The organism is Streptococcus sp. 27098_8_23 (assembly GCF_041432195.1).
Lineage (GTDB): Bacteria > Bacillota > Bacilli > Lactobacillales > Streptococcaceae > Streptococcus.
The window spans coordinates 100,307-121,424 of the sequence record NZ_JAPVZF010000004.1; the positions used below are offsets into that span (position 1 = coordinate 100,307).

Annotated in this window: 25 protein-coding genes; 14 read left to right on the forward strand and 11 right to left on the reverse strand. The window is 42.7% G+C overall.

The features are described 5' to 3' along the window. Nucleotides 1-213: 213 nt before the first annotated feature. Both O3652_RS07110 and O3652_RS07115 read right to left on the reverse strand, forming a co-directional pair. The gene (locus O3652_RS07110) at nucleotides 214-585 is read right to left on the reverse strand and encodes a DUF956 family protein (RefSeq protein WP_371590210.1); all 372 of its coding nucleotides are present in this window, start codon (nucleotides 583-585) and stop codon (nucleotides 214-216) included. Nucleotides 586-587: 2 nt separating this feature from the next. After that, entirely contained in the window at nucleotides 588-1,952 is a 1,365-nt protein-coding gene (locus tag O3652_RS07115; protein ID WP_371590211.1) for an aspartate kinase, read from the reverse strand. Nucleotides 1,953-2,234: 282 nt separating this feature from the next. Between O3652_RS07115 and O3652_RS07120 the strand changes: the two genes are divergently transcribed. From O3652_RS07120 to O3652_RS07185, 14 genes are all read left to right on the forward strand, one after another. Then, nucleotides 2,235-3,020 (forward strand): enoyl-CoA hydratase, encoded by a 786-nt coding sequence (locus O3652_RS07120; RefSeq protein ID WP_001015588.1) that lies wholly within the window; start codon nucleotides 2,235-2,237, stop codon nucleotides 3,018-3,020. Nucleotides 3,021-3,110: 90 nt separating this feature from the next. Continuing rightward, the gene (locus O3652_RS07125; protein WP_033630318.1) at nucleotides 3,111-3,545 is read left to right on the forward strand and encodes a MarR family winged helix-turn-helix transcriptional regulator; all 435 of its coding nucleotides are present in this window, start codon (nucleotides 3,111-3,113) and stop codon (nucleotides 3,543-3,545) included. Continuing rightward, a complete protein-coding gene (locus O3652_RS07130) occupies nucleotides 3,545-4,519 on the forward strand; it encodes a beta-ketoacyl-ACP synthase III (protein WP_000852970.1) in 975 nt (324 codons plus the stop codon). The genes O3652_RS07125 and O3652_RS07130 overlap by 1 nt, the downstream gene beginning before the upstream one ends. 57 nt (nucleotides 4,520-4,576) lie before the next feature. After that, nucleotides 4,577-4,801 carry an acyl carrier protein gene (locus tag O3652_RS07135; protein WP_000257840.1) on the forward strand — a complete coding sequence of 75 codons (225 nt, stop codon included), beginning with the start codon at nucleotides 4,577-4,579 and terminating at the stop codon, nucleotides 4,799-4,801. Nucleotides 4,802-4,918: 117 nt separating this feature from the next. Continuing rightward, nucleotides 4,919-5,893 carry an enoyl-[acyl-carrier-protein] reductase FabK gene (fabK, locus tag O3652_RS07140; RefSeq protein ID WP_000857452.1) on the forward strand — a complete coding sequence of 325 codons (975 nt, stop codon included), beginning with the start codon at nucleotides 4,919-4,921 and terminating at the stop codon, nucleotides 5,891-5,893. After that, nucleotides 5,886-6,806 carry an ACP S-malonyltransferase gene (gene fabD, locus O3652_RS07145; RefSeq protein ID WP_371590212.1) on the forward strand — a complete coding sequence of 307 codons (921 nt, stop codon included), beginning with the start codon at nucleotides 5,886-5,888 and terminating at the stop codon, nucleotides 6,804-6,806. Before fabK ends, fabD begins: the two co-directional genes overlap by 8 nt. A gap of 45 nt (nucleotides 6,807-6,851) precedes the next feature. Then, entirely contained in the window at nucleotides 6,852-7,583 is a 732-nt protein-coding gene (fabG, locus tag O3652_RS07150; RefSeq protein ID WP_371590213.1) for a 3-oxoacyl-[acyl-carrier-protein] reductase, read from the forward strand. A gap of 28 nt (nucleotides 7,584-7,611) precedes the next feature. Then, nucleotides 7,612-8,847, forward strand: a complete 1,236-nt coding sequence (gene fabF / locus O3652_RS07155; RefSeq protein WP_000774052.1) for a beta-ketoacyl-ACP synthase II — start codon at nucleotides 7,612-7,614, stop codon at nucleotides 8,845-8,847. Between the two features lie 2 nt (nucleotides 8,848-8,849). Further along, a complete protein-coding gene (accB, locus tag O3652_RS07160; RefSeq protein WP_125413461.1) occupies nucleotides 8,850-9,338 on the forward strand; it encodes an acetyl-CoA carboxylase biotin carboxyl carrier protein in 489 nt (162 codons plus the stop codon). Then, nucleotides 9,335-9,757 carry a 3-hydroxyacyl-ACP dehydratase FabZ gene (fabZ, locus tag O3652_RS07165; RefSeq protein WP_000565515.1) on the forward strand — a complete coding sequence of 141 codons (423 nt, stop codon included), beginning with the start codon at nucleotides 9,335-9,337 and terminating at the stop codon, nucleotides 9,755-9,757. Before accB ends, fabZ begins: the two co-directional genes overlap by 4 nt. Before the next feature lie 11 nt (nucleotides 9,758-9,768). Further along, the gene (gene accC, locus O3652_RS07170; RefSeq protein ID WP_000488663.1) at nucleotides 9,769-11,136 is read left to right on the forward strand and encodes an acetyl-CoA carboxylase biotin carboxylase subunit; all 1,368 of its coding nucleotides are present in this window, start codon (nucleotides 9,769-9,771) and stop codon (nucleotides 11,134-11,136) included. A 35-nt stretch (nucleotides 11,137-11,171) separates the two neighbouring features. Then, on the forward strand, nucleotides 11,172-12,038 hold the full coding sequence (gene accD, locus O3652_RS07175) for an acetyl-CoA carboxylase, carboxyltransferase subunit beta (RefSeq protein ID WP_001173375.1): 867 nt from the start codon (nucleotides 11,172-11,174) through the stop codon (nucleotides 12,036-12,038). After that, the gene (locus O3652_RS07180) at nucleotides 12,035-12,802 is read left to right on the forward strand and encodes an acetyl-CoA carboxylase carboxyl transferase subunit alpha (RefSeq protein WP_371590214.1); all 768 of its coding nucleotides are present in this window, start codon (nucleotides 12,035-12,037) and stop codon (nucleotides 12,800-12,802) included. The genes accD and O3652_RS07180 overlap by 4 nt, the downstream gene beginning before the upstream one ends. Nucleotides 12,803-12,949: 147 nt before the next feature. Beyond that, complete coding sequence (locus O3652_RS07185) at nucleotides 12,950-13,651, forward strand: CPBP family intramembrane glutamic endopeptidase (protein WP_065371592.1); 702 nt, start codon at nucleotides 12,950-12,952, stop codon at nucleotides 13,649-13,651. Between the two features lie 49 nt (nucleotides 13,652-13,700). On the opposite strand, the gene nusB is transcribed toward O3652_RS07185, so the two are convergent. The 9 genes from nusB to gatC form a co-directional block, all read right to left on the reverse strand. After that, on the reverse strand, nucleotides 13,701-14,123 hold the full coding sequence (gene nusB, locus O3652_RS07190; RefSeq protein ID WP_000203661.1) for a transcription antitermination factor NusB: 423 nt from the start codon (nucleotides 14,121-14,123) through the stop codon (nucleotides 13,701-13,703). Continuing rightward, nucleotides 14,116-14,505, reverse strand: coding sequence for an Asp23/Gls24 family envelope stress response protein (locus tag O3652_RS07195; RefSeq protein ID WP_000510584.1), 390 nt, complete (start codon nucleotides 14,503-14,505; stop codon nucleotides 14,116-14,118). The genes nusB and O3652_RS07195 overlap by 8 nt, the downstream gene beginning before the upstream one ends. A 21-nt stretch (nucleotides 14,506-14,526) precedes the next feature. Beyond that, a complete protein-coding gene (efp, locus tag O3652_RS07200) occupies nucleotides 14,527-15,087 on the reverse strand; it encodes an elongation factor P (protein ID WP_000568642.1) in 561 nt (186 codons plus the stop codon). Between the two features lie 80 nt (nucleotides 15,088-15,167). Next, a complete protein-coding gene (locus O3652_RS07205) occupies nucleotides 15,168-16,295 on the reverse strand; it encodes an SPFH domain-containing protein (RefSeq protein ID WP_000505819.1) in 1,128 nt (375 codons plus the stop codon). Between the two features lie 8 nt (nucleotides 16,296-16,303). Further along, a complete protein-coding gene (locus O3652_RS07210; protein ID WP_371590216.1) occupies nucleotides 16,304-17,260 on the reverse strand; it encodes a zinc-ribbon domain-containing transport protein in 957 nt (318 codons plus the stop codon). Between the two features lie 98 nt (nucleotides 17,261-17,358). Continuing rightward, a complete protein-coding gene (locus tag O3652_RS07215; protein WP_001032000.1) occupies nucleotides 17,359-17,754 on the reverse strand; it encodes a hypothetical protein in 396 nt (131 codons plus the stop codon). A gap of 57 nt (nucleotides 17,755-17,811) precedes the next feature. After that, complete coding sequence (gene gatB, locus O3652_RS07220) at nucleotides 17,812-19,257, reverse strand: Asp-tRNA(Asn)/Glu-tRNA(Gln) amidotransferase subunit GatB (RefSeq protein ID WP_049519382.1); 1,446 nt, start codon at nucleotides 19,255-19,257, stop codon at nucleotides 17,812-17,814. Beyond that, nucleotides 19,257-20,723, reverse strand: a complete 1,467-nt coding sequence (gene gatA / locus O3652_RS07225) for an Asp-tRNA(Asn)/Glu-tRNA(Gln) amidotransferase subunit GatA (protein WP_371590217.1) — start codon at nucleotides 20,721-20,723, stop codon at nucleotides 19,257-19,259. Before gatA ends, gatB begins: the two co-directional genes overlap by 1 nt. Continuing rightward, nucleotides 20,723-21,025 (reverse strand): Asp-tRNA(Asn)/Glu-tRNA(Gln) amidotransferase subunit GatC, encoded by a 303-nt coding sequence (gene gatC, locus O3652_RS07230; RefSeq protein ID WP_000705412.1) that lies wholly within the window; start codon nucleotides 21,023-21,025, stop codon nucleotides 20,723-20,725. The genes gatA and gatC overlap by 1 nt, the downstream gene beginning before the upstream one ends. Nucleotides 21,026-21,118 lie beyond the last annotated feature (93 nt).

A 21,118-nucleotide genomic window follows, 5' to 3' on the forward strand; every position in this document is an offset into this window, starting at 1 on the left:
AAGAACTCCTTTATGAAAAAAGCACACCTGACAAAGTGTTGGAGTGGCAGGGCCACGGTTCCATCCAACTTCACAGGTGTGCACTTGATTCTGTATTTAATTGTGAACAACGGTAGAATTTCACCTATCCCTCCTATCTGCTCGCAGCATCCGCAGACTTTCTGAAAGAAGGAGATAACTTACTTATCCGTTGCTATGATTATACTAAAGTTTCTACTTTTTTGCAAATAGATTTTTAAATTTTTGACCAATGGTCTGAATCAAAGTAGGAAGTTTGACAACCTTATCGTTTCCTAATTTTTCACGAGCGATTTTGAGGATAGTCCCAGAGTCTTTTGAGGCAAAGAGGAATTTTCCTTGATTAGTGAAGACTTCAAAGTGGCGGCTGATCTTGCGACCACTTACGTTGGCTCCGATTTGCTGAATGCTGGACCAGGGGATTTGGATATATTGTTCGACATTGACATCTGGATAAAACTCTAAGGCTTGATCCCCAACTAGAAATTTTCCAACTTTTCCAGAGATAGAGAGGTAAGATGTCCCAGTGGTTTGGAGGTCAATGACTTGATTGAGTGATTGGGCCATGATTAGTCTTCCTTACTTTCATCGAAAAAGGCCTGATAGAGAGCCTTGATAGCTGCTTTTTCTTGCTCTTTATTGACAACAAACATGATGGAAACTTCACTTGAACCTTGGGACATCATCTGGATGTTGATTTTATTCTCAGACAAAGCACGTGTTGCAGTAGCAGTTACCCCGATATGACTCTTCATCTTTTCTCCTACAATCATAATGATGGAAAGGTCATGTTCGATTTCAGCATGGTCCACCTCAGCCTTTTGAACGAGTTGACGTAGAATTTCTTCTTCTTTGATAGGAGTCAATTCGCGGGAGCGGAGGATGATTGAAAGATCGTCGATACCTGTAGGCATGTGTTCCCAACCGATATTGAGATCCTCAAGGATTTGCAGAACCTTGCGACCAAACCCGACTTCGCGGTTCATGAGGTATTTTGACATGTTGATGCTGACGAAACCTGAGTCACCTGCAATCCCTACTACTGGGAATTTATCACTACTATGTTCTAAAACAATGCGCGTACCTGGGTGATCAGGGTTGTTGGTATTCTTGATGACAAGAGGAATTTTTCCGCGGTAGGCAGGAAGAAGGGCTTCATCATGAAGAACTGAAAATCCAGCATATGCCAACTCACGCATTTCACGGTAGGTTAATTCAGGAATGGAGTGTGGTTGGTGGATAATACCAGGATGGGCAGCAAAGATACCATCTACGTCTGTAAAGTTCTCATAGAGATCAGCCTTAACACCTGCTGCAATGATAGAACCTGTGATATCTGAACCACCACGTGAAAAAGTACAGATTTGATTTTCCTTAGTCACACCAAAGAAACCAGGGATGACAAGGACTTCGTTGCTATCAGCCAAGCCTTCAATCTTGTCATAACTAGATGGAATGATACGTGCGTTTCCAGGTTCACTTGTGACAACAATTCCAGCTTCTCTTGGGTGAACATAGCGTGCATCGATACCGTTTTGGTTAAAGTAGGCTGCAATCAATTTGGCATTGTTATTTTCTCCAGCCGCTAGGAAGGTATCATAGAGAAATTCATTGTCCTCTATAGGAAGAGTTGCCAAGGCCCGAATACTTTTAGAGATTTTTTCTAAAACAGCAGGTTTTAACCCTAGTTCACTAACCATAGCGGCATAACGGTCAATGATCCAACTTTGGCTAGCACTGATGTCATTTCCAGCCACATAGTCGCGATAGTATTTGATCAAGGCATCAGTTACCTTGGTATCTTCAGCATTGCGTTTACCGGGTGCAGAAACAACTACAAAACGGCGTTCTTTATCACTTTTAACGATGTTTAAAACTTTTTCTAACTGACCAGCAGAGGCAAGCGAGCTTCCACCAAATTTTACAACCTTCATAAGGACTCCTCAAGTAAGTATTTTATACGATTATAGCAGAAAGAGGGGCATTTTTCAATGAAGAAAATAACTTCCTATTATAATAGAAGAAAACACTAACTTATTTTGAAAAGCGATAACAGTTTAAAAGTAAGAGAGTCAAATTTTACTCAGACTCATAAATGATGGGTAAATAATCAGCTGAGACACTTTCCTTTAGTTTTTCCTTGCCTCTTTATCCAAAAAAAGGTATACTTTGATGATAAAACAATTTTATTGCCTTATAAAAGAAAAGGAGAAGCTATGAATCATATCTTATATCAGATCGTAGATGATCTTGCTATCATCACTTTGAATCGTCCCGAAGTGGCAAATGGTTTCCATATCCCAATGTGTGAGGAAATTTTAGAAGCTTTGACCCTAGCAGAGCAGGATCAAGCTGTGCAGTTCATCTTGATTAATGCGAATGGGAAGGTCTTTTCAGTTGGAGGAGACTTGGTTGAGATGAAACGCGCAGTGGACGAAGATGATATCCCATCTTTGAATAAGATTGCAGAATTAGTCAATACAATTTCTTTTAAAATCAAGCAAATTCCAAAACCTGTTTTGATGGAGGTAGATGGAGCGGTCGCTGGTGCTGCAGCAAATATGGCAGTAGCAGTTGATTTCTGTTTAGCGACTGACAAGGCAAAATTCATTCAAGCCTTTGTCGGAGTTGGATTGGCGCCAGACGCTGGTGGGATTCATCTCTTGAGTCGTAGTATCGGGGTAACACGGGCTGCACAACTTGCCATGACAGGTGAAGCTTTGACTGCTGAAAAAGCGCTAGAATGGGGCGTGGTATACCGTGTTTGTGAAGTTGACAAATTAGAAAAAACAAGAGAACAGGTTCTGAAAAAATTAAGAAGAGGTTCAGCAAACTCATACGCAGCGATTAAAAAGTTAGTTTGGGAAAGTCAATTCAAGGATTGGCAGAATTATGCCGAATTAGAATTGAAACTACAAGAATCGTTATCTCTAACTGAAGATTTCAAAGAAGGGGTTCGAGCGCATTCTGAAAGAAGAAGACCAAAATTTACAGGAATGTGAAAAAATACTTGCACAATTTTTTGAAGTTTGTTATACTTCTTTTATCAAATGTTTTGATTGTAAAAGTTTTTTGAGGGGGAGGGAAACGATTTGGACTACCAACAAGTAAATGATTATCTAACATCTATTTTTAATAACGTCCTTGTGATTGAGGAGGTTAGCTTACGAGGTAGTCGATTCAAAGACATCTCCATCAAAGAAATGCACACGATCGATGTGATTGGGAAGTTCCCGGAGGCAACGCCAAGCAAGGTTTCAAAGGAACTGATGGTAACTCTTGGAACGGTTACGACGAGCTTGAATAACCTGGAAAGAAAAGGTTATATTGAGCGTATTCGTTCTGATCAGGATCGACGTGTGGTCTATCTGCATTTGACCAAGAAAGGTCGGTTAGTCCATCGTCTTCATAGACGTTTTCACAAGGCAATGGTCGAAAAAATCATCGATGGCATGAGTCCTGAGGAAATAGAAGTTATGGGTAGAGGATTAATCAATCTTTATCAATTTTTGGAGGATTTGAAATAATGGCTTTTGCAAAAATAAGCCAGGTTGCTCATTATGTTCCAGAGCAAGTGGTCACTAATCATGACTTAGCCCAAATCATGGACACAAGCGATGAGTGGATTTCAAGTCGGACAGGAATTAAACAGAGACATATCTCAAAAACAGAGTCTACAAGTGATTTGGCGACAGAAGTAGCTAAGAGCTTGTTGGCTAAAGGGAGCTTAACAGCGGATCAGATTGATTTTATCATTGTAGCGACGATTACCCCAGACTCGATGATGCCTTCCACAGCAGCTCGAGTTCAGGCGAATATCGGAGCGCATAGAGCTTTCGCCTTTGATCTGACAGCAGCTTGCAGTGGCTTTGTATTCGCTCTCTCAACTGCAGAAAAGTTTTTAAGTTCTGGACAGTTCAAAAAAGGGATTGTTATCGGGGCTGAGACCTTATCCAAGGCAGTTGATTGGTCTGATCGTTCAACAGCTGTTCTCTTTGGGGATGGTGCTGGTGGAGTTCTCTTGGAAGCGAGCGAAACACGTCACTTCCTTGTGGAAAGTCTCTATACAGATGGCTCTCGGAGCGAGTGTTTGACCTATGGTCAAACGGCTTTGGCTTCTCCTTTCTCGGATCAAGAAGCAGTTCCTGCTTTTTTGAAAATGGATGGACGAGCAGTTTTTGATTTTGCAAATCGTGATGTTGCTAGATCGATCAAAGAAACCATTGAAAATGGTCCAATCGCAGCATCGGAATTGGATTATCTCTTGCTTCATCAGGCAAATATCCGCATTTTGGATAAGATGGCTAAGAAGATCGGTGTAGACCGAGACAAGCTTCCTGCCAATATGATGGAGTATGGAAATACCAGTGCAGCAAGTATCCCGATTTTGCTCTCAGAGTGTGTGGAGAATGGCATGATTCGTTTAGATGGTAGCCAGACGATTCTCCTATCAGGCTTCGGTGGAGGTTTGACATGGGGCACACTCATTCTTACAATCTAGGTAATCATGTGGTAAACACATAGTTATAAATTTTTTATATTTTAAAGGAGTCCTATCATGGCAGTATTTGAAAAAGTACAAGAAATTATCGTTGAAGAACTTGGGAAAGACGCATCAGAAGTAACACTTGAATCTACTTTTGATGATTTGGATGCAGATTCATTGGACTTGTTCCAAGTAATCTCTGAAATCGAAGATGCTTTCGATATCCAAATCGAAGCAGAGGATAACTTGAAAACAGTTGGTGACTTGGTTGCCTACGTTGAAGAGCAAACAAAATAATTAACATATTACTAGAAGGAGTAGGGGAAACCCACTCCCTCTTGTTTAGGTAATAGTTTGAAACTCAAATGATAAACTCATCGAACTATTACGTAAGCAAGGAATGATGGAGGCACTATGAAAACACGTATTACAGAATTATTGAACATTGATTATCCTATTTTTCAAGGAGGAATGGCCTGGGTTGCGGATGGTGACTTGGCTGGTGCAGTATCAAAAGCTGGTGGTCTAGGGATCATCGGTGGTGGGAATGCACCTAAAGAGGTCGTAAAGGCTAATATCGATAAAATCAAATCACTTACGGACAAACCTTTTGGTGTCAACATCATGCTCTTGTCACCTTTTGTAGAAGACATCGTTGATCTCGTGATTGAAGAAGGGGTCAAGGTGGTTACAACTGGTGCAGGAAATCCAAGTAAATACATGACTCGTTTCCATGATGCAGGAATTACAGTTATTCCTGTTGTTCCAAGTGTTGCTTTGGCAAAACGCATGGAAAAAATTGGTGCAGATGCAGTTATTGCAGAGGGAATGGAAGCCGGTGGGCATATTGGTAAATTAACGACGATGACCTTGGTTCGCCAAGTTGCTGCAGCTGTTTCGATTCCAGTTATCGCAGCTGGAGGAATTGCGGACGGTGAAGGTGTCGCTGCAGGCTTTATGCTTGGTGCTGAGGCCGTTCAAGTTGGTACGCGTTTCGTAGTAGCTAAGGAATCTAACGCCCATCCAAAATATAAGGAAAAAATCTTAAAAGCGCGTGATATCGATACGACTATTTCCGCTCAACACTTTGGACATGCTGTTCGTGCCATTAAAAACCAATTGACACGTGACTTTGAGCAGGCTGAAAAAGATGCCTTTAAACAAGAAAATCCAGATTTAGAAATCTTTGAACAAATGGGGGCTGGTGCTCTTGCTAAAGCCGTTGTTCATGGAGATGTAGAAGGTGGATCTGTCATGGCAGGTCAGATCGCTGGTTTGGTTTCTAAAGAGGAAACTGTCGAAGAAATTCTAAAAGATCTATACTATGGCGCAGCCAAAAAAATTCAAGAAGAAGCCTCTCGTTGGGCAGGAGTTGTAAGAAATGACTAAAACAGCCTTTCTATTTGCAGGTCAAGGTGCTCAGTATCTAGGAATGGGGCGTGATCTCTATGATTACTACCCTATCGTCAAGGAAACAATTGACCAAGCCAGTCAGGTTTTGGGTTATGACCTTCGTGACTTGATTGATAAGGAAGAAACCAAGTTAAACCAGACTCGCTATACGCAACCAGCTATTTTAGCAACCTCGGTTGCTATTTACCGGCTATTGAAAGAAAAGGGCTACCAGCCAGATATGGTGGCAGGATTGTCTCTTGGGGAATATTCTGCTCTTGTAGCAAGTGGGGCCTTGGACTTTGAGGATGCAGTTGCCTTGGTTGCTAAGCGCGGTGCTTATATGGAAGAAGCTGCACCTGCAGGCTCTGGGAAGATGGTTGCCGTTCTTAATACTCCGGTTGAAGTGATTGAGGAAGCTTGTGAAACAGCCTCTAAAATTGGAGTAGTGACTCCAGCCAACTACAACACCCCAAGCCAAATCGTTATCGGTGGTGAGGTGGCTGCAGTTGACCGCGCAGTTGAACTCTTGCAGGAAGCAGGAGCAAAACGATTGATTCCTTTAAATGTATCGGGTCCTTTCCATACAGCCCTACTTGAGCCAGCCAGTCAGCAACTAGCTGGAGCTCTTGAGGGAGTAAGTTTCGCTGATTTCACTTGCCCACTAGTTGGCAATACGGAAGCTGCTGTTATGGAAAAAGGTCGAATCCAAGAGCTTTTGACGCGTCAGGTCAAAGAACCTGTTCGTTTTTATGAAAGTATTGCTGTGATGCAGGATGCTGGGGTAACCAACTTTATTGAAATTGGTCCTGGTAAGATCCTATCAGGCTTTGTCAAAAAAATCGATAAAACAGCTCAGCTAGCTAACGTTGAAGACCAAGCAAGCTTGGATGCTTTGTTAGGAAACTAATGATCCCTTCTCCCACAAAATACAACAGGAAATAGGAGAAATAGAATGCAACTTACAAACAAAAATGTCTTTGTAACAGGTTCAAGTCGTGGTATCGGACTTGCCATTGCTCACAAATTTGCCCAACTAGGCGCTAATGTAGTTTTGAATAGTCGTGGAGCAATCTCAGAAGAATTGCTGGCTGAGTTTTCAAACTACGGTGTCAAAGTAGTACCGATCTCAGGTGATGTTTCAAACTTTGCAGATGCCAAGCGTATGGTAGATCAAGCGATTGCAGAACTCGGTTCTGTCGATGTCTTGGTCAACAATGCTGGGATCACTCAAGATACGCTTATGCTCAAGATGACCGAAGAAGACTTTGAAAAAGTGATTAAAATCAACTTGACAGGTACCTTCAACATGACGCAAGCAGTTTTGAAACAGATGATCAAGGCACGTGAAGGTGCGATTATCAATATGTCTAGTGTGGTCGGTTTGATGGGAAATATCGGACAAGCCAACTATGCAGCTTCTAAAGCAGGTTTGATTGGTTTTACCAAGTCAGTTGCGCGTGAAGTTGCCAATCGCAACGTACGCGTAAATGCTCTTGCACCAGGAATGATCGAATCAGATATGACGGCTGTTTTATCTGATAAGGTCAAGGAAGCGACATTGGCTCAAATCCCAATGAAACATTTTGGTCAAGCAGAACATATCGCAGATGCTACAGTGTTCCTGGCTGGACAGGATTATTTGACTGGACAAGTTCTCGCTGTTGATGGCGGACTTAGCATGTAAAAAATAAGGAAAGATATAGGTAAGACAGATGAAACTAAATCGAGTTGTAGTAACAGGTTACGGATTGACCTCTCCTATCGGAAATACTCCAGAAGAATTTTGGAACAGTTTGCAAACTGGGAAGATTGGAATTGGAGAAATCACTAAGTTTGACCATAGCGAATTTGCTGTGCACAATGCGGCAGAAGTTCAAGATTTCCCATTTGATAAATACTTTGTCAAAAAAGATACCAACCGTTTTGACAACTATTCTTTGTATGCCTTGTATGCGGCTCAAGAAGCGGTGACAAATGCAAATCTTGATGTAGAAGCAATCGATAAAGATCGCTTTGGTGTCATCGTTGCTTCTGGTATTGGGGGAATTAAAGAAATCGAAGATCAGGTTATCCGTCTTCATGAAAAAGGTCCAAAACGCGTTAAACCAATGACGCTTCCAAAAGCCTTGCCAAATATGGCTTCAGGAAATGTTGCCATGCGTTTCGGAGCAAACGGTATCTGTAAATCAATCAATACAGCCTGTGCCTCATCAAATGATGCCATTGGGGATGCCTTCCGCTCTATCAAGTTTGGTTTCCAAGATGTCATGTTAGTTGGTGGATCAGAATCATCTATCACTCCTTTTGCCATCGCTGGTTTCCAAGCATTGACTGCCCTATCAACTACAGAGGATCCAACTCGTGCTTCTATCCCATTTGACAAAGACCGTAATGGTTTTGTGATGGGAGAAGGTTCAGGGATGTTGGTTCTTGAGAGTCTTGAACATGCTGAAAAACGTGGTGCAACTATCTTGGCTGAAGTAGTTGGCTATGGTAATACCTGTGATGCTTACCATATGACTTCACCTCATCCAGAGGGTCAAGGTGCGATTAAGGCTATGAAGTTGGCTTTGGAAGAAGCAGAAATTTCTCCAGAGCAAGTGGCTTACGTCAATGCCCACGGAACTTCAACTCCTGCTAATGAAAAAGGAGAAAGTGGTGCGATCGTCGCTGTTCTTGGTAAAGAAGTACCTGTATCTTCAACCAAGTCCTTTACAGGACACTTGCTTGGTGCTGCAGGAGCAGTAGAAGCCATCGCTACCATCGAAGCCATGCGTCATAACTATGTACCAATGACAGCTGGAACAAGTGAGTTGTCAGACTATATCGAAGCGAATGTCGTTTATGGACAAGGCTTGGAGCAGGAAATCCCTTATGCTATTTCAAACACTTTTGGTTTTGGTGGACACAATGCGGTTCTTGCTTTCAAACGTTGGGAGAATAAATAATTATGAATTTAAATGAAATCAAGGACTTGATGACTCAATTTGACCAATCAAGTTTGAGAGAATTTTCTTATAAAAATGGAACGGACGAATTGCAGTTCAGTAAGAATGAAGCAAGAATGGCTTCTGAAGCACCAGCTCAAGTTGCTCCAGTGCCAACTGCAGTAGCTGCAAGTCCAGTAGTTTCTGCTCCTTCAACTCTAGTAGAGAGTTCTGTGGAAGAAGCTCCAGCACCAGCTGAAACGACGGTTGCTCCAGAGGGTGATGTTGTTGAAAGCCCACTTGTAGGGGTGGCTTACTTGGCTGCTGGACCAGATAAACCTGCCTTTGTCACAGTTGGAGACAGTGTTAAAAAAGGTCAGACTTTGGTGATCATCGAAGCCATGAAAGTCATGAATGAAATCCCTGCACCTAAAGATGGTGTGGTGACAGAAATTCTCGTTTCAAATGAAGAAATGGTTGAGTTCGGTAAAGGATTGGTACGCATCAAATGATCGATATTCAAGGAATCAAAGAAGCTCTACCCCATCGCTACCCCATGCTCCTAGTGGATCGTGTCTTGGAAGTGAGCGAAGATACCATTGTTGCCATTAAAAATGTGACCATCAACGAACCTTTCTTCAATGGGCATTTTCCACAATACCCAGTCATGCCAGGTGTTCTGATTATGGAAGCCTTGGCTCAGACTGCTGGTGTCTTGGAATTGTCCAAACCTGAAAATAAAGGGAAACTGGTCTTCTATGCTGGCATGGACAAGGTTAAGTTCAAGAAGCAAGTTGTACCAGGTGACCAATTAGTCATGACGGCTACTTTTGTCAAACGTCGTGGTACGATTGCTGTGGTTGAAGCAAAGGCTGAAGTAGATGGTAAGCTTGCAGCGAGTGGTACTCTTACCTTTGCAATTGGAAACTAAGGAGGTTCTCCATGTTTCGTAAAATTTTGATTGCCAACCGTGGTGAGATTGCGGTTCGCATTATTCGAGCTGCGCGTGAATTGGGCATTGCGACCGTAGCAGTTTATTCAACTGCTGATAAGGAAGCTCTTCACACACTTCTAGCGGATGAAGCTATCTGTATCGGACCTGGTAAGGCGACAGAATCTTATCTCAATATCAATGCGATTTTATCTGCTGCAGTCTTAACAGAGGCAGAAGCCATCCATCCAGGTTTTGGATTTCTTAGCGAAAACTCCAAGTTTGCCACTATGTGTGACGAAGTGGGGATTAAGTTTATCGGCCCTTCTGGCGCTGTAATGGATACCATGGGTGATAAGATCAATGCGCGTGAACAAATGATCAAGGCTGGGGTTCCAGTTATCCCAGGATCTGATGGTGAAGTTCACACGGCTGAAGAGGCCCTTGCAGTTGCAGAAAAAATTGGCTATCCTGTCATGCTTAAGGCATCGGCAGGTGGTGGTGGAAAAGGGATTCGTAAGGTTGAAAAGGCAGAAGACTTGGTCGCAGCCTTTGAGACAGCATCCAGTGAAGCCAAGGCCAATTTTGGAAATGGCGCTATGTATCTTGAGCGTGTGATTTATCCAGCTCGCCATATCGAAGTTCAGATTCTTGCGGACCAAGAGGGTCATGTTGTCCATCTTGGTGAACGGGACTGTTCACTCCAACGGAATAACCAAAAGGTCTTAGAAGAAAGCCCATCCATTGCGATTGGCAAAACCCTTCGTCATGAAATTGGTGCTGCAGCCGTTCGTGCAGCAGAGTCTGTAGGCTATGAAAATGCAGGAACGATTGAATTTCTTCTCGATGAAGCGAGTGGCAATTTCTACTTCATGGAAATGAATACTCGTGTGCAAGTGGAACACCCAGTCACAGAGTTTGTTTCAGGTGTTGATATCGTGAAGGAACAGATTCGCATTGCTGCCGGGCAACCTTTACCTTTCAAACAAGAAGATATCGTCCTACGAGGTCATGCTATCGAGTGCCGGATCAATGCAGAAAATCCAGCATTTAACTTTGCTCCAAGCCCAGGGAAAATTACCAATCTCTATCTACCAAGTGGTGGAGTTGGCTTGCGCGTGGACTCAGCAGTTTATCCAGGTTATACCATTCCCCCTTACTATGATAGTATGATTGCTAAAATCATTGTTCATGGGGAGAATCGTTTTGATGCTCTTATGAAGATGCAACGGGCACTTTATGAACTTGATATTGAAGGAGTGCAAACCAATGCAGACTTCCAGTTGGATCTGATTTCAGACCGCCGAGTTATCGCTGGTGACTACGATACTTCCTTCTTGATGGAAACTTTCTTGCCAAAATACCAAGAAAAAGAATAGACTTTCAAACAGTATGAGAACTAAAAGGGGGAGTTATGGCTCTATTTAGTAAAAAGGATAAGTATATTCGGATCAATCCTAACCGTTCCGTAAGGCAGAAACCACAAGCCAAGCCTGAGGTTCCGGATGAACTCTTCTCCCAGTGTCCTGGTTGTAAACACACCATTTATCAAAAGGACCTTGGGAGCGAACGAATTTGTCCCCATTGTAGCTATACTTTCCGTATTTCAGCTCAGGAACGCTTGGATTTGACGATTGATTCTGACAGCTTTGTGGAGATGTTTACGGGTATTGAAACTCAAGATCCATTAAACTTTCCTGGCTACCAGAAAAAATTGGCTACTATGCGTGAAAAGACAGGTTTGGATGAAGCAGTACTGACTGGTACAGCTAGTATCAAGGGACAAAAAGTTGCCCTTGGGATCATGGATTCAAATTTTATCATGGCTTCTATGGGAACCGTTGTGGGTGAAAAAATCACGCGCTTGTTTGAGTATGCAACGGTAGAAAACTTGTCAGTCGTTCTCTTCACAGCTTCTGGTGGAGCCCGTATGCAAGAAGGAATCATGAGTTTGATGCAGATGGCTAAAATTTCTGCGGCAGTTCAACGTCATTCCAAGGCAGGACTTTTTTACCTAACTATCTTAACCGATCCGACAACAGGTGGGGTGACTGCTTCTTTTGCTATGGAAGGTGATATTATCCTAGCGGAGCCACAGAGTTTGGTTGGGTTTGCTGGACGTCGTGTTATCGAAAATACAGTTCGTGAGACCTTGCCGGATGACTTCCAAAAGGCAGAATTTCTACTTGAACATGGATTTGTTGATGCAATTGTTAAACGGAGAGAATTGCCTGAAACAATTGCTAAATTAGTAAGATTGCATGGAGGAAGTCGCGGATGAATATTGCAAAAATAGTCAGAGAGGCACGCGAGCAGAGTCGTTTGACCGCACTTGATTTTGCCAATGGAATTTTTGACGAGTTTATCGAATTGCATGGAGATCGCTCTTTCCGTGATGATGGTGCGGTCATCGGTGGAATTGGTTGGTTAGGTGACCAAGCAGTAACTGTCCTTGGTATCCAAAAGGGAAAAAGTCTTCATGATAACCTCAAACGAAATTTTGGGCAACCACATCCAGAAGGCTATCGTAAGGCCTTGCGCCTGATGAAACAGGCAGAAAAGTTTGGCCGTCCAGTTGTGACTTTTATCAATACGGCGGGTGCTTACCCAGGTGTTGGTGCCGAGGAACGTGGACAAGGTGAAGCAATTGCCCGAAACCTGATGGAAATGAGTGACCTCAAGGTTCCAATCATTGCGATTATTATCGGTGAAGGTGGATCTGGTGGGGCCCTAGCTCTAGCCGTAGCTAACCGTGTCTGGATGTTAGAAAACTCAATCTATGCCGTACTCAGTCCAGAAGGATTTGCCTCTATCCTTTGGAAGGATGGAAGTCGTGCTATGGAAGCAGCGGAGTTGATGAAAATCACTTCACATGAACTTCTAGAAATGGGAATCGTAGACAAGGTGATCTCAGAAGCAGGTCTCTCCAGTAAGGAACTGCTAGGATGCGTTAAAAATGAATTGCGTGCAGAACTAGATAGATTGCAAGAACTACCACTCGACCAACTTATCGAAGAACGTTACCAACGCTTTAGAAAATACTAAGAAAATTTAAAAGCTAGAACATTTTGTTCTAGCTATTTTGATAATAGACCATGGATAAACATGAATACTCTAGATAAATAAGAAAAACAATCAATGGTCTATCCTCTATAGAGCCCTAATAGAGAGTTTACCGTTAGGAGAGAAAGAATGAAAAAGACAATACATTTAGGAATCTGTATGATTTTAATGTTCCTGTACATTTATTTAACGCCATTAGGAGCCATAACTCTAGCTAGGATCTTTGGTTTAGGAATGGACAGCTATATAATCTTCCTAGTTGGAGAAGTGTTACTTATTTTCTTTTTATTCGTTTTGTGGTTGAAAAAGAAGAAGATGCTCTTTATCTTCGAGAAAAAGAGTTGGCGCTGGTCTTATCTCGCTTTCTTAGTGGCTTGTTTTCTTATCTATTCTTTTTTAAATGGATTTAGAATGCAGAATATTCGATTAATTAACCATAGCTTTATTTTCCAAGACCTTCTTTCAGAACTTTACTCAAACGGAAGAGAAACGACTCTATCAAGTCTTATATTTTTAATCTTTAACATTTCGATTGTACCTGTTGTTGAGGAGACAATCTATAGGGGTTATTTTATGAATACCTTCTTTCCGAAGTCGGAATTTTATTTGGATGTGTTCTTGTCTTCTTTCATCTTTGGGCTCAGTCACTTGGTTCTATCTCATCGTGACCCCATCAGTCTCATCATTTATAGTATTCTTGGTCTTCTATTTGCAGTTGCTTATCGAGTTACGGGTAGTCTTCGATTTACCATTGTTTGTCATAGTTTCTATAATGCGATTCCCTATGCTCCGTCGATCTTATTTTATATCTATTATTTGATTTTTAGATAGTGGTAGGCAAAGAAAAAAGTGTTTGATAATTGTCAAACACTTTTTCTATTTACTGTTCTTCTGTTACAAACTGGCTGAGCAGTCCGTTGATAAAACGGGCAGATTTTTGATCTGAGAAGTCCTTTGCAAGCTCGATAGCTTCATTAACCGCAACCAGCTGTGGGGTGTCAAATGAAGTGATTTCAAAGACTCCCAAGCGAAGGAGGTTTCTCTCCACGAGAGTTAAACGCTCGATGGTCCAACCTGCTTTTAAATGCTGAGTGATTTGATTGTCTAGTTCTTCCTTTTTAGCTTGAACACCAGAAACTAGCTCTGTCAAAAAGGCTGGAAGTTGCACATCCGTATCTTCACGATCATGAGTATAGGCGAAACGACAAGCAGTTTCGACGTCCGTACCGAATTCAAGGCTCATAAGAGCTTGAAAAGCGCATTTACGGAGTTGGCGTCTAGATTCTAATAGTGGACTAGTCATTGAGGAAGTCCTCGTCAAATAGATCTTTCAATTCTGGTTTTGGTGTTTTATCTGGAACGATACCTGCAACGTGGATATTGATAGCAGCGAGTTCAACATCAGCCATATTGCGGACTGCATCTTTAACAGCTTTCTGGATCGCAACCGCTACCTTAGGAACTTTTACTCCGTACTCAAGGTAGAGATAGATATCTGCTGTGAGCTCTTCGTCCACGTTTTTTAGATAAACACCACGGCCAAGAGAAAGTTTTGAAAGGGTGTCAGACACTGATTTGTTTGAAAAAGAGTGAACACCCTCTACTTTTGCAGTAGCGATAGCAATGATTTTTTCAAGTACACGTGGGGCGATAACGATTTCGCCAAGTTGTTCTTCAATTCCCATAGAATGACCTCTTTCTAGAGATTAGGCACGAGAAACGTAAGTTCCTTCAGCAGTGTTGATAACGAGTTTTTGTCCTGCTTCGATGAAGTCTGGAACGTTTACGACAAGTCCAGTTTCCATCGTTGCTGGTTTACCAGAACCTGTAACAGTAGCACCTTTGATAGAAGGTTGAGTTTCTGCAACTGTCAATTCGACAGTAGTAGGAACGGTAACACCAATCACTTCAGTTCCGTAGAATTGGATCTTCACTTCTGAGTTTTCAAGGATGTAAAGCAATTCGTTTTCAACGTTGACTACAGGGATTTCGTATTGGTCGTAAGTTTCTGTGTTCATGAAGTAGGCTGTGTCATCCATTTTGTACAAGTATTGAGCTGGGACAGTCTCGATGATAGCTTGTTCAAATTTTTCCTCTGGACGGTAGCTTGTGTCAAATGTAGAACCAGTACGGACATCACGCAATTTCATACGCATGATTGTGTTTCCTTTACCTGGTTTGTGGTGGCTAGCTTCCAAAACGCGGATCAATTTTCCGTCAGCTGTTTCAAAGGTCATACCAGCCTTTAATTTACTTGCTTCAATCATGTTTTTACCTCTTTAATAAATAATTTACTCTTTATTGTACCATAAAAGACAACATTACTCAAATGTCAGAAGGAGCTTAATTAGTTGACTGGTACGATATTTCCATCTTCGTCTTTGGTAACGAGGACGTATTTTCCATCGACTTCGATGTAAAAATTCTTGCTGGCAGTTTGTCCAGTGTTTTGAGCCGGTGCTTGATTTTGAACTTGTTGGCTTAGTTGACCACCCAGAGTTTGGCCAAGATTCATGCCCATAAACATGTTCATCCCATTGCCATTCCCTTCGTTGGCAGCTGCAGCAATGAGCGCTTCATTGCGAGCACGGCGTTCTTCGATTTCAATCGTGTTGTACTTCATTGCCACGAGCTCACTATCAAGCTTGCGAACGATATCAAGACTTTCTTGGTCGTAGCTGAGGTCTTCAAGCAAGATATTGGTGGCTTCAATCCCGTAGAGGCCTGTCCAAACCTTGTTGACCTCTTGTTTAGCGAGTTCGTTAAAGGTGTCTTGATTGGCATTGAGGCTATAGATATCAACCTTGTTTTCGTTGGTATATTTGGCAATGGCAATCGCGATTTTTGGTGCGATATTTTGACGGAGCGTTCCTTGAGCTACATCTTGGAGAGTAAATGGCTGTCCGTCAGTAATTTGACGGCTAACAGAACTCACGTAGAAGAGGACTGGATCTGCTATTTTTACATCAAACAAGCCATAAAAACGGATGTTGAGCAGTTGTTGGTAACGTTCGCTGAAATATTCGACCGCATTTTGTGTGCCGAACTTATTACCTGCAATAGGTTGCATGCGGATAAAGATAATTTCTTGTTGGGTGATGACTTGTCCACCAAAAGAGAAACGGTTTTTAAAGTTTTCCCAAGTGCCTTTTAAACCACCTTTTTCAAGGAGCCAGGCGTTATCACCAGCTTGCCATTCGTGGCTACCTGCTTCGAGGACTTCACCAAGGAAGGTACCGTTGTTTACCAAAACAGCGGTATAACCTTGAGGAACGATAACCACACTGCCATCTGACAAAAGTCCAGTATTTTGATTGCTGTGACGAGAACGTCCATCTGGGTCTTTTGTGAGTAATTGACCTTTGACGGCCAAGGCGTCGCCAGAGACATTATCTGGAAGGACAATGGCTTCCTTGAATTTACTATCATTAAAACTATTTAAGCCTGCTGATAAGGCTGCACGTATAAATCCCATAATTCCTCCTAATTATAAAGCTCGTCTTCATCCACAACATCATAGGTATCGAGTACCCATTGGTTTGGACTGCGAGAGAGATTGGCACCACAGTAGTCGCACTCACTAACTGCAGAGATTTTCAATGGGGCGCCACAGTTTGGACAGTGGTCGCTCACAACTTCGTCTGGAGTGACTGCTTGCGTTTGGCTACCGTGTTGACGGATAAAGTTCAATTGATACACGGTGAAGAGATCTTTTTTAGGGTCTCCTTCAAGGACACGGCGAGTCTCATCGTCAATGACATAGTCCCGCAAGGTAGATGACAGGATCACCACTAAGGTATCGTTTCCGTCAGGATTTTCAATGAATTCCTTGATGCGAACATTTTCGATACAAACTTTCTCTAAAACATTAGTTGTTTTAGCACGAATATGGTCTTCGAGTTGGGTACTGTGTTGGGAATAGAGACTGGTACTTTCTAAAGCTCGGACAGAGTTCCAATTTTTTTCAGTCCAGGCAACCTGCAATTTAAGGTAGACTTCCTTAACCCAAGATGTGAAGGCTTCCGCGTCAAAGTTTGGATCCCCATATTTCACACGACTAATGGCCAGTGTGTTGTGTTCAACTCGACGATGGAGCGTTTGAGAATCATTACTAGTGTAGGTTGAATTCGAATCTCCAGACTTATTCTGCAAGGATTTGACGATAACAACTAGTATGATTCCTCCGACTAATATGAACATAAATCCTAAATAGGGAGAGCTAGCAGAACTGTCAGAGGATGATCCATATCCAGAGCGGTAGTAGTGGTAGGATGAGCCACCAGAACGACTTCCACCTCCACTTGAGCGGCTGCTACTTCTGGAGCTACTGCGGCTGCTCCCTCCACTTCTGGAATGTCCGACACCCGCATCAACGATTTGAGGCACGGATAGAAAAACAAGTAATAAACAGGTCATTAAAAGAGCATAAAACTTTTTCATGTGTCTCCTAACTATATGATTGAAAAGGTAGAATTCTGAATTCGAATGATTATTAAACTATTTAATAACCTTTAAAATAATCTAATATATACTAGGCGTTATTTACTAGCATTTAGCTTCTTTATGGAATGGCGTTCGATGAGCCATCCCACAATCCATCCTATTGCTAGCAAGTAATTTTCAAAAGCACCGATAGCATTTACAGGAGAGTGATACTCCATATAATTGAGTAAGTGATTTGTTCCTATTCCAATTCCGCCAATAATGAGAGCAAGAAGTGCGATTCGTAGGTAGAACCAATCGTATTTAATATTGACAGCGAGAATAATAATCAATACAGCTAAATTCCATATTCCAATTTCTCGTTGCCAACCAGCAGATATTCCGTACCCGGAGTGGCTTCCCATGTATGATGGAAAGAAAATTTGTAGTATAGAAGCGCCTAACATAGCGATGATGACTAAGACAAATAGCAATCGTAAAAATTTGTTCATTCATTCCCCTTGTCTCATTCTCGTTTAAAAAGTAGAAAAAAGTGTTTAAAGAGTAAATTACTCACTTTCTTTCAACTTCGCCAATTCCTGGGCAAGTAGTTTAAGAGCAACTTGTGGGTTGGCTTGGCCTTTGGTTGCCTTCATAAGGAATCCTGTGAAGGCCTTGTCTGCGTTTCGTTTGCCTGACTTAAAGTCGGCAACGGCAGCTTCGTTATCCGCAAAGACTTGGTGGATGATTGGAATCAGAACATCTGGATCAGAGATTTGGACCATACCTGCTTTTTCCACGTATTCACGCGCGCCACCGCCATTTTTAGCTAGGTGGACAAAGACTTTCTTGGCAATCTTAGAAGAGATCGTGCCGTCTTCGATGATGGCAATCATTTCTACCAAGTTTTCTGGTGTCAATTCGATTTGTTCTAGTGTTTTACCTTCGGCGTTCAAGAACTGAGCAACTTCACCTTGGAGCCAGTTAGAGACTTGTTTGGCATCGCCACCGAGTGCAACAGCTTTTTCAAAGAAGTCAGAAGTGACCTTATTTGCCGTCAACTGACTAGCATCGTAGTCTGACAAGCCAAGGTCAGCAACGTAGCGTGCACGGCGTTCCTTTGGAAACTCTGGCAGTTCAGTACGCATTTCCTCAATCCACTCGTCTGAGATTTCAAAGAGTGGTAGGTCTGGTTCTGGGAAGTAGCGGTAGTCTGCAGCCCCTTCCTTGACACGCATGAGGATGGTTGCCTTGTTAGCTTCATCGTAACGGCGTGTTTCTTGGCGAATTTGACCACCTGAGCGAAGAATTTCAGCCTGACGTTGGACTTCGTACTCAAGACCCTTGCGAACGTTCGAGAAGGAGTTGAGGTTTTTCAACTCAGTCTTGGTACCGAATTTTTCTTGACCATAAGGACGAAGCGAGATGTTAGCATCCACACGCATAGAACCTTCTTCCATCTTAACGTCTGAAATGCCAGCGTACTGGATGACTTCCTTGAGAGCTGTTAGATAAGCATAGGCTTCTTCTGGGGAACGCATGTCGGCCTCAGATACGATTTCAATCAATGGCACCCCTTGACGATTGAGGTCAACATAAGAGTAGCCATCTGTACCGTGGGTGTTTTTACCAGCGTCTTCTTCCAAGTGGGCGCGTTCAATACCGATTTTCTTGGTCGTACCATCTTCTAGCTCCACTTCAATCCAACCATTGTAACCAATTGGCTCATCAAACTGAGAAATTTGGTAGGCTTTTGGATTATCAGGGTAGAAGTAGTTCTTGCGGTCAAAGTGCATCTTTTTGTGGATGTCCATGTTGAGGGCAAGAGCTGCCTTGATACCAGCATCGACAACACCCTTATTGAGAACTGGAAGTACTCCTGGGAAGGACCAGTCAATCACGTTAGTGTTGGCATTTTGGTCATTTCCAAAGTGGGCAGATGTAGGTGAGAAGATTTTTGAATTGGTGTTGAGCTCTACGTGGACTTCAAGTCCAATGACTGTTTCAAAGTTCATTAGTTGTCACCTCCAAAAATCACGGGTTGTTGTTTGTGGTAGTCTGTTGTTGCTTCAAAGGCAGCAGCAACTTGGTAAATGGTTTCCTCAGAGTACTTAGGACCGATCAATTGGAGACCGACTGGTAGACCTTGAGCAAATCCAGCAGGAATCGAAATTCCTGGGAGACCAGCTAAGTTGACTGGGATGGTCAAAAGGTCAGCCAAGTACATGGCAACTGGGTCGTGATTGAGTGAATCCAAGTCATAGGCAACGCTTGGCGCAGTTGGTCCCAAAATCAAGTCGTAATCCGCAAAGACGTTTTCGAAATCTTGGATGATGAGGGTACGGACTTGACCAGCTTTCTTATAGTAGGCATCATAGTAACCTGATGAAAGGCTGAAAGTGCCGAGCATGATACGGCGTTTCACTTCTTCACCGAAACCTTGGCTACGGCTGTTTACATAGATTTCATCAAGATTAGTCGCATCCTCTGCGCGGTAACCGTAACGGATACCGTCAAAACGTTGCAAGTTTGATGAAGCTTCAGATGAAGCGATGATGTAGTAGACGGCAACACCGTATTTAGAGTGAGGAAGGCTGACTTCTTCGACGATAGCACCAAGTTTTTCAAAGTGTTTGGCTGCATTTAGAATGGTTTCCTTAACCTCTGGGTCAATCCCTTCACCAAGGTATTCCTTAGGCAAAGCAATTTTCATTCCCTTGATGTCTTGACCAATTTTTGAAGTAAAGTCGGCAATGCGGACAGGAGCAGAAGTAGAGTCTTTAGCATCTTCGCTGGCAATAGCATTGAGCAAGAGGGCATTTTCTTTAACAGTTGGTGCAAAAGGTCCAATCTGGTCTAATGAGCTACCGAAGGCAATGAGACCGAAACGTGAAACTGTTCCGTAGGTTGGCTTGAGACCAACGATCCCGTTGAAGGCAGCAGGTTGGCGGATAGAACCACCAGTATCAGATCCAAGTGACAATCGGACTTGCCCAGAAGCTACAGCTGCGGCAGAACCGCTTGATGAACCACCAGGAACCTTGCTGTGGTCCCAAGCATTTTTAGTGGCACCAAAGTGGGAAGTCTCACCTGAACCACCCATGGCAAACTCGTCCATGTTGGTTTTTCCGACAACAATCATACCCTTAGCTTTGGTATTGGCAACGGCTGTCGCATCAAAGATAGGCTCGTAGTTGTAGAGCATTTCTGAGGCAGCCGTTGTAAGGATACCGTCGGTAGAGATATTATCCTTAACAGCCAGTGGAATTCCAGAAAGGACATTATCCACGTTAATTCCAGCTTCATCAATAGTTTTAGCTTGAGCAAGAGCCTGCTCTTCAGCGATAGTGACAAAAGCGTTGATAGCTGCCTCGCGAGACTTGATATCTTCAAGCGTGGCTTGTGTCAATTCAGTTGCAGAAATTTCCTTAGAGACAAGGAGATTGTGCAAGTCTTCAATAGTTTTGTTATTAAAAGTCATTAGGCATCTCCTCCATCATCTAGGATAGCTGGTACCTTGATATAGTAGTTTTCTTTTTCAGGTACGTTTTTAAACAAGCGGTCACGGTCTGTTCCTTCTTCGGCCACATCAGGGCGGAGTACGGTCTTGCGGTCAGCCATGGTCGTAGTAGGTGCGACACCAGTTGTGTCGACTTCGCCCAGCAATTCAACCATGTCAACAATTTTAGACAAGGTTGTCGCAAAGGCAGCAGTTTCTTCTTCAGAGAATTTTAATTTTGAAAGATTGGCAACGTGTGTTACCTCTTCTTGCGTAATTTTCATCTTGCATCCTTTCGTGAAATGATGATTTTTAGTCTGTTCTATTTTACCATAATTTCCTATAAATAAGGGAGCCAAACTGAAAAGAAATAGAAA

Bases quoted from the DNA above. Each gene is read 5' to 3' on its own strand.
- O3652_RS07110 (WP_371590210.1), bottom strand. From the start codon at position 585: ATGGCCCAATCACTCAATCAAGTCATTGACCTCCAAACCACTGGGACA.
- O3652_RS07115 (WP_371590211.1), bottom strand. From the start codon at position 1,952: ATGAAGGTTGTAAAATTTGGTGGAAGCTCGCTTGCCTCTGCTGGTCAG.
- O3652_RS07120 (WP_001015588.1), top strand. From the start codon at position 2,235: ATGAATCATATCTTATATCAGATCGTAGATGATCTTGCTATCATCACT.
- O3652_RS07130 (WP_000852970.1), top strand. From the start codon at position 3,545: ATGGCTTTTGCAAAAATAAGCCAGGTTGCTCATTATGTTCCAGAGCAA.
- O3652_RS07135 (WP_000257840.1), top strand. From the start codon at position 4,577: ATGGCAGTATTTGAAAAAGTACAAGAAATTATCGTTGAAGAACTTGGG.
- fabK (WP_000857452.1), top strand. From the start codon at position 4,919: ATGAAAACACGTATTACAGAATTATTGAACATTGATTATCCTATTTTT.
- fabD (WP_371590212.1), top strand. From the start codon at position 5,886: ATGACTAAAACAGCCTTTCTATTTGCAGGTCAAGGTGCTCAGTATCTA.
- fabG (WP_371590213.1), top strand. From the start codon at position 6,852: ATGCAACTTACAAACAAAAATGTCTTTGTAACAGGTTCAAGTCGTGGT.
- fabF (WP_000774052.1), top strand. From the start codon at position 7,612: ATGAAACTAAATCGAGTTGTAGTAACAGGTTACGGATTGACCTCTCCT.
- accB (WP_125413461.1), top strand. From the start codon at position 8,850: ATGAATTTAAATGAAATCAAGGACTTGATGACTCAATTTGACCAATCA.
- fabZ (WP_000565515.1), top strand. From the start codon at position 9,335: ATGATCGATATTCAAGGAATCAAAGAAGCTCTACCCCATCGCTACCCC.
- accC (WP_000488663.1), top strand. From the start codon at position 9,769: ATGTTTCGTAAAATTTTGATTGCCAACCGTGGTGAGATTGCGGTTCGC.
- accD (WP_001173375.1), top strand. From the start codon at position 11,172: ATGGCTCTATTTAGTAAAAAGGATAAGTATATTCGGATCAATCCTAAC.
- O3652_RS07180 (WP_371590214.1), top strand. From the start codon at position 12,035: ATGAATATTGCAAAAATAGTCAGAGAGGCACGCGAGCAGAGTCGTTTG.
- O3652_RS07185 (WP_065371592.1), top strand. From the start codon at position 12,950: ATGAAAAAGACAATACATTTAGGAATCTGTATGATTTTAATGTTCCTG.
- nusB (WP_000203661.1), bottom strand. From the start codon at position 14,123: ATGACTAGTCCACTATTAGAATCTAGACGCCAACTCCGTAAATGCGCT.
- O3652_RS07195 (WP_000510584.1), bottom strand. From the start codon at position 14,505: ATGGGAATTGAAGAACAACTTGGCGAAATCGTTATCGCCCCACGTGTA.
- efp (WP_000568642.1), bottom strand. From the start codon at position 15,087: ATGATTGAAGCAAGTAAATTAAAGGCTGGTATGACCTTTGAAACAGCT.
- O3652_RS07205 (WP_000505819.1), bottom strand. From the start codon at position 16,295: ATGGGATTTATACGTGCAGCCTTATCAGCAGGCTTAAATAGTTTTAAT.
- O3652_RS07210 (WP_371590216.1), bottom strand. From the start codon at position 17,260: ATGAAAAAGTTTTATGCTCTTTTAATGACCTGTTTATTACTTGTTTTT.
- O3652_RS07215 (WP_001032000.1), bottom strand. From the start codon at position 17,754: ATGAACAAATTTTTACGATTGCTATTTGTCTTAGTCATCATCGCTATG.
- gatB (WP_049519382.1), bottom strand. From the start codon at position 19,257: ATGAACTTTGAAACAGTCATTGGACTTGAAGTCCACGTAGAGCTCAAC.
- gatA (WP_371590217.1), bottom strand. From the start codon at position 20,723: ATGACTTTTAATAACAAAACTATTGAAGACTTGCACAATCTCCTTGTC.
- gatC (WP_000705412.1), bottom strand. From the start codon at position 21,025: ATGAAAATTACGCAAGAAGAGGTAACACACGTTGCCAATCTTTCAAAA.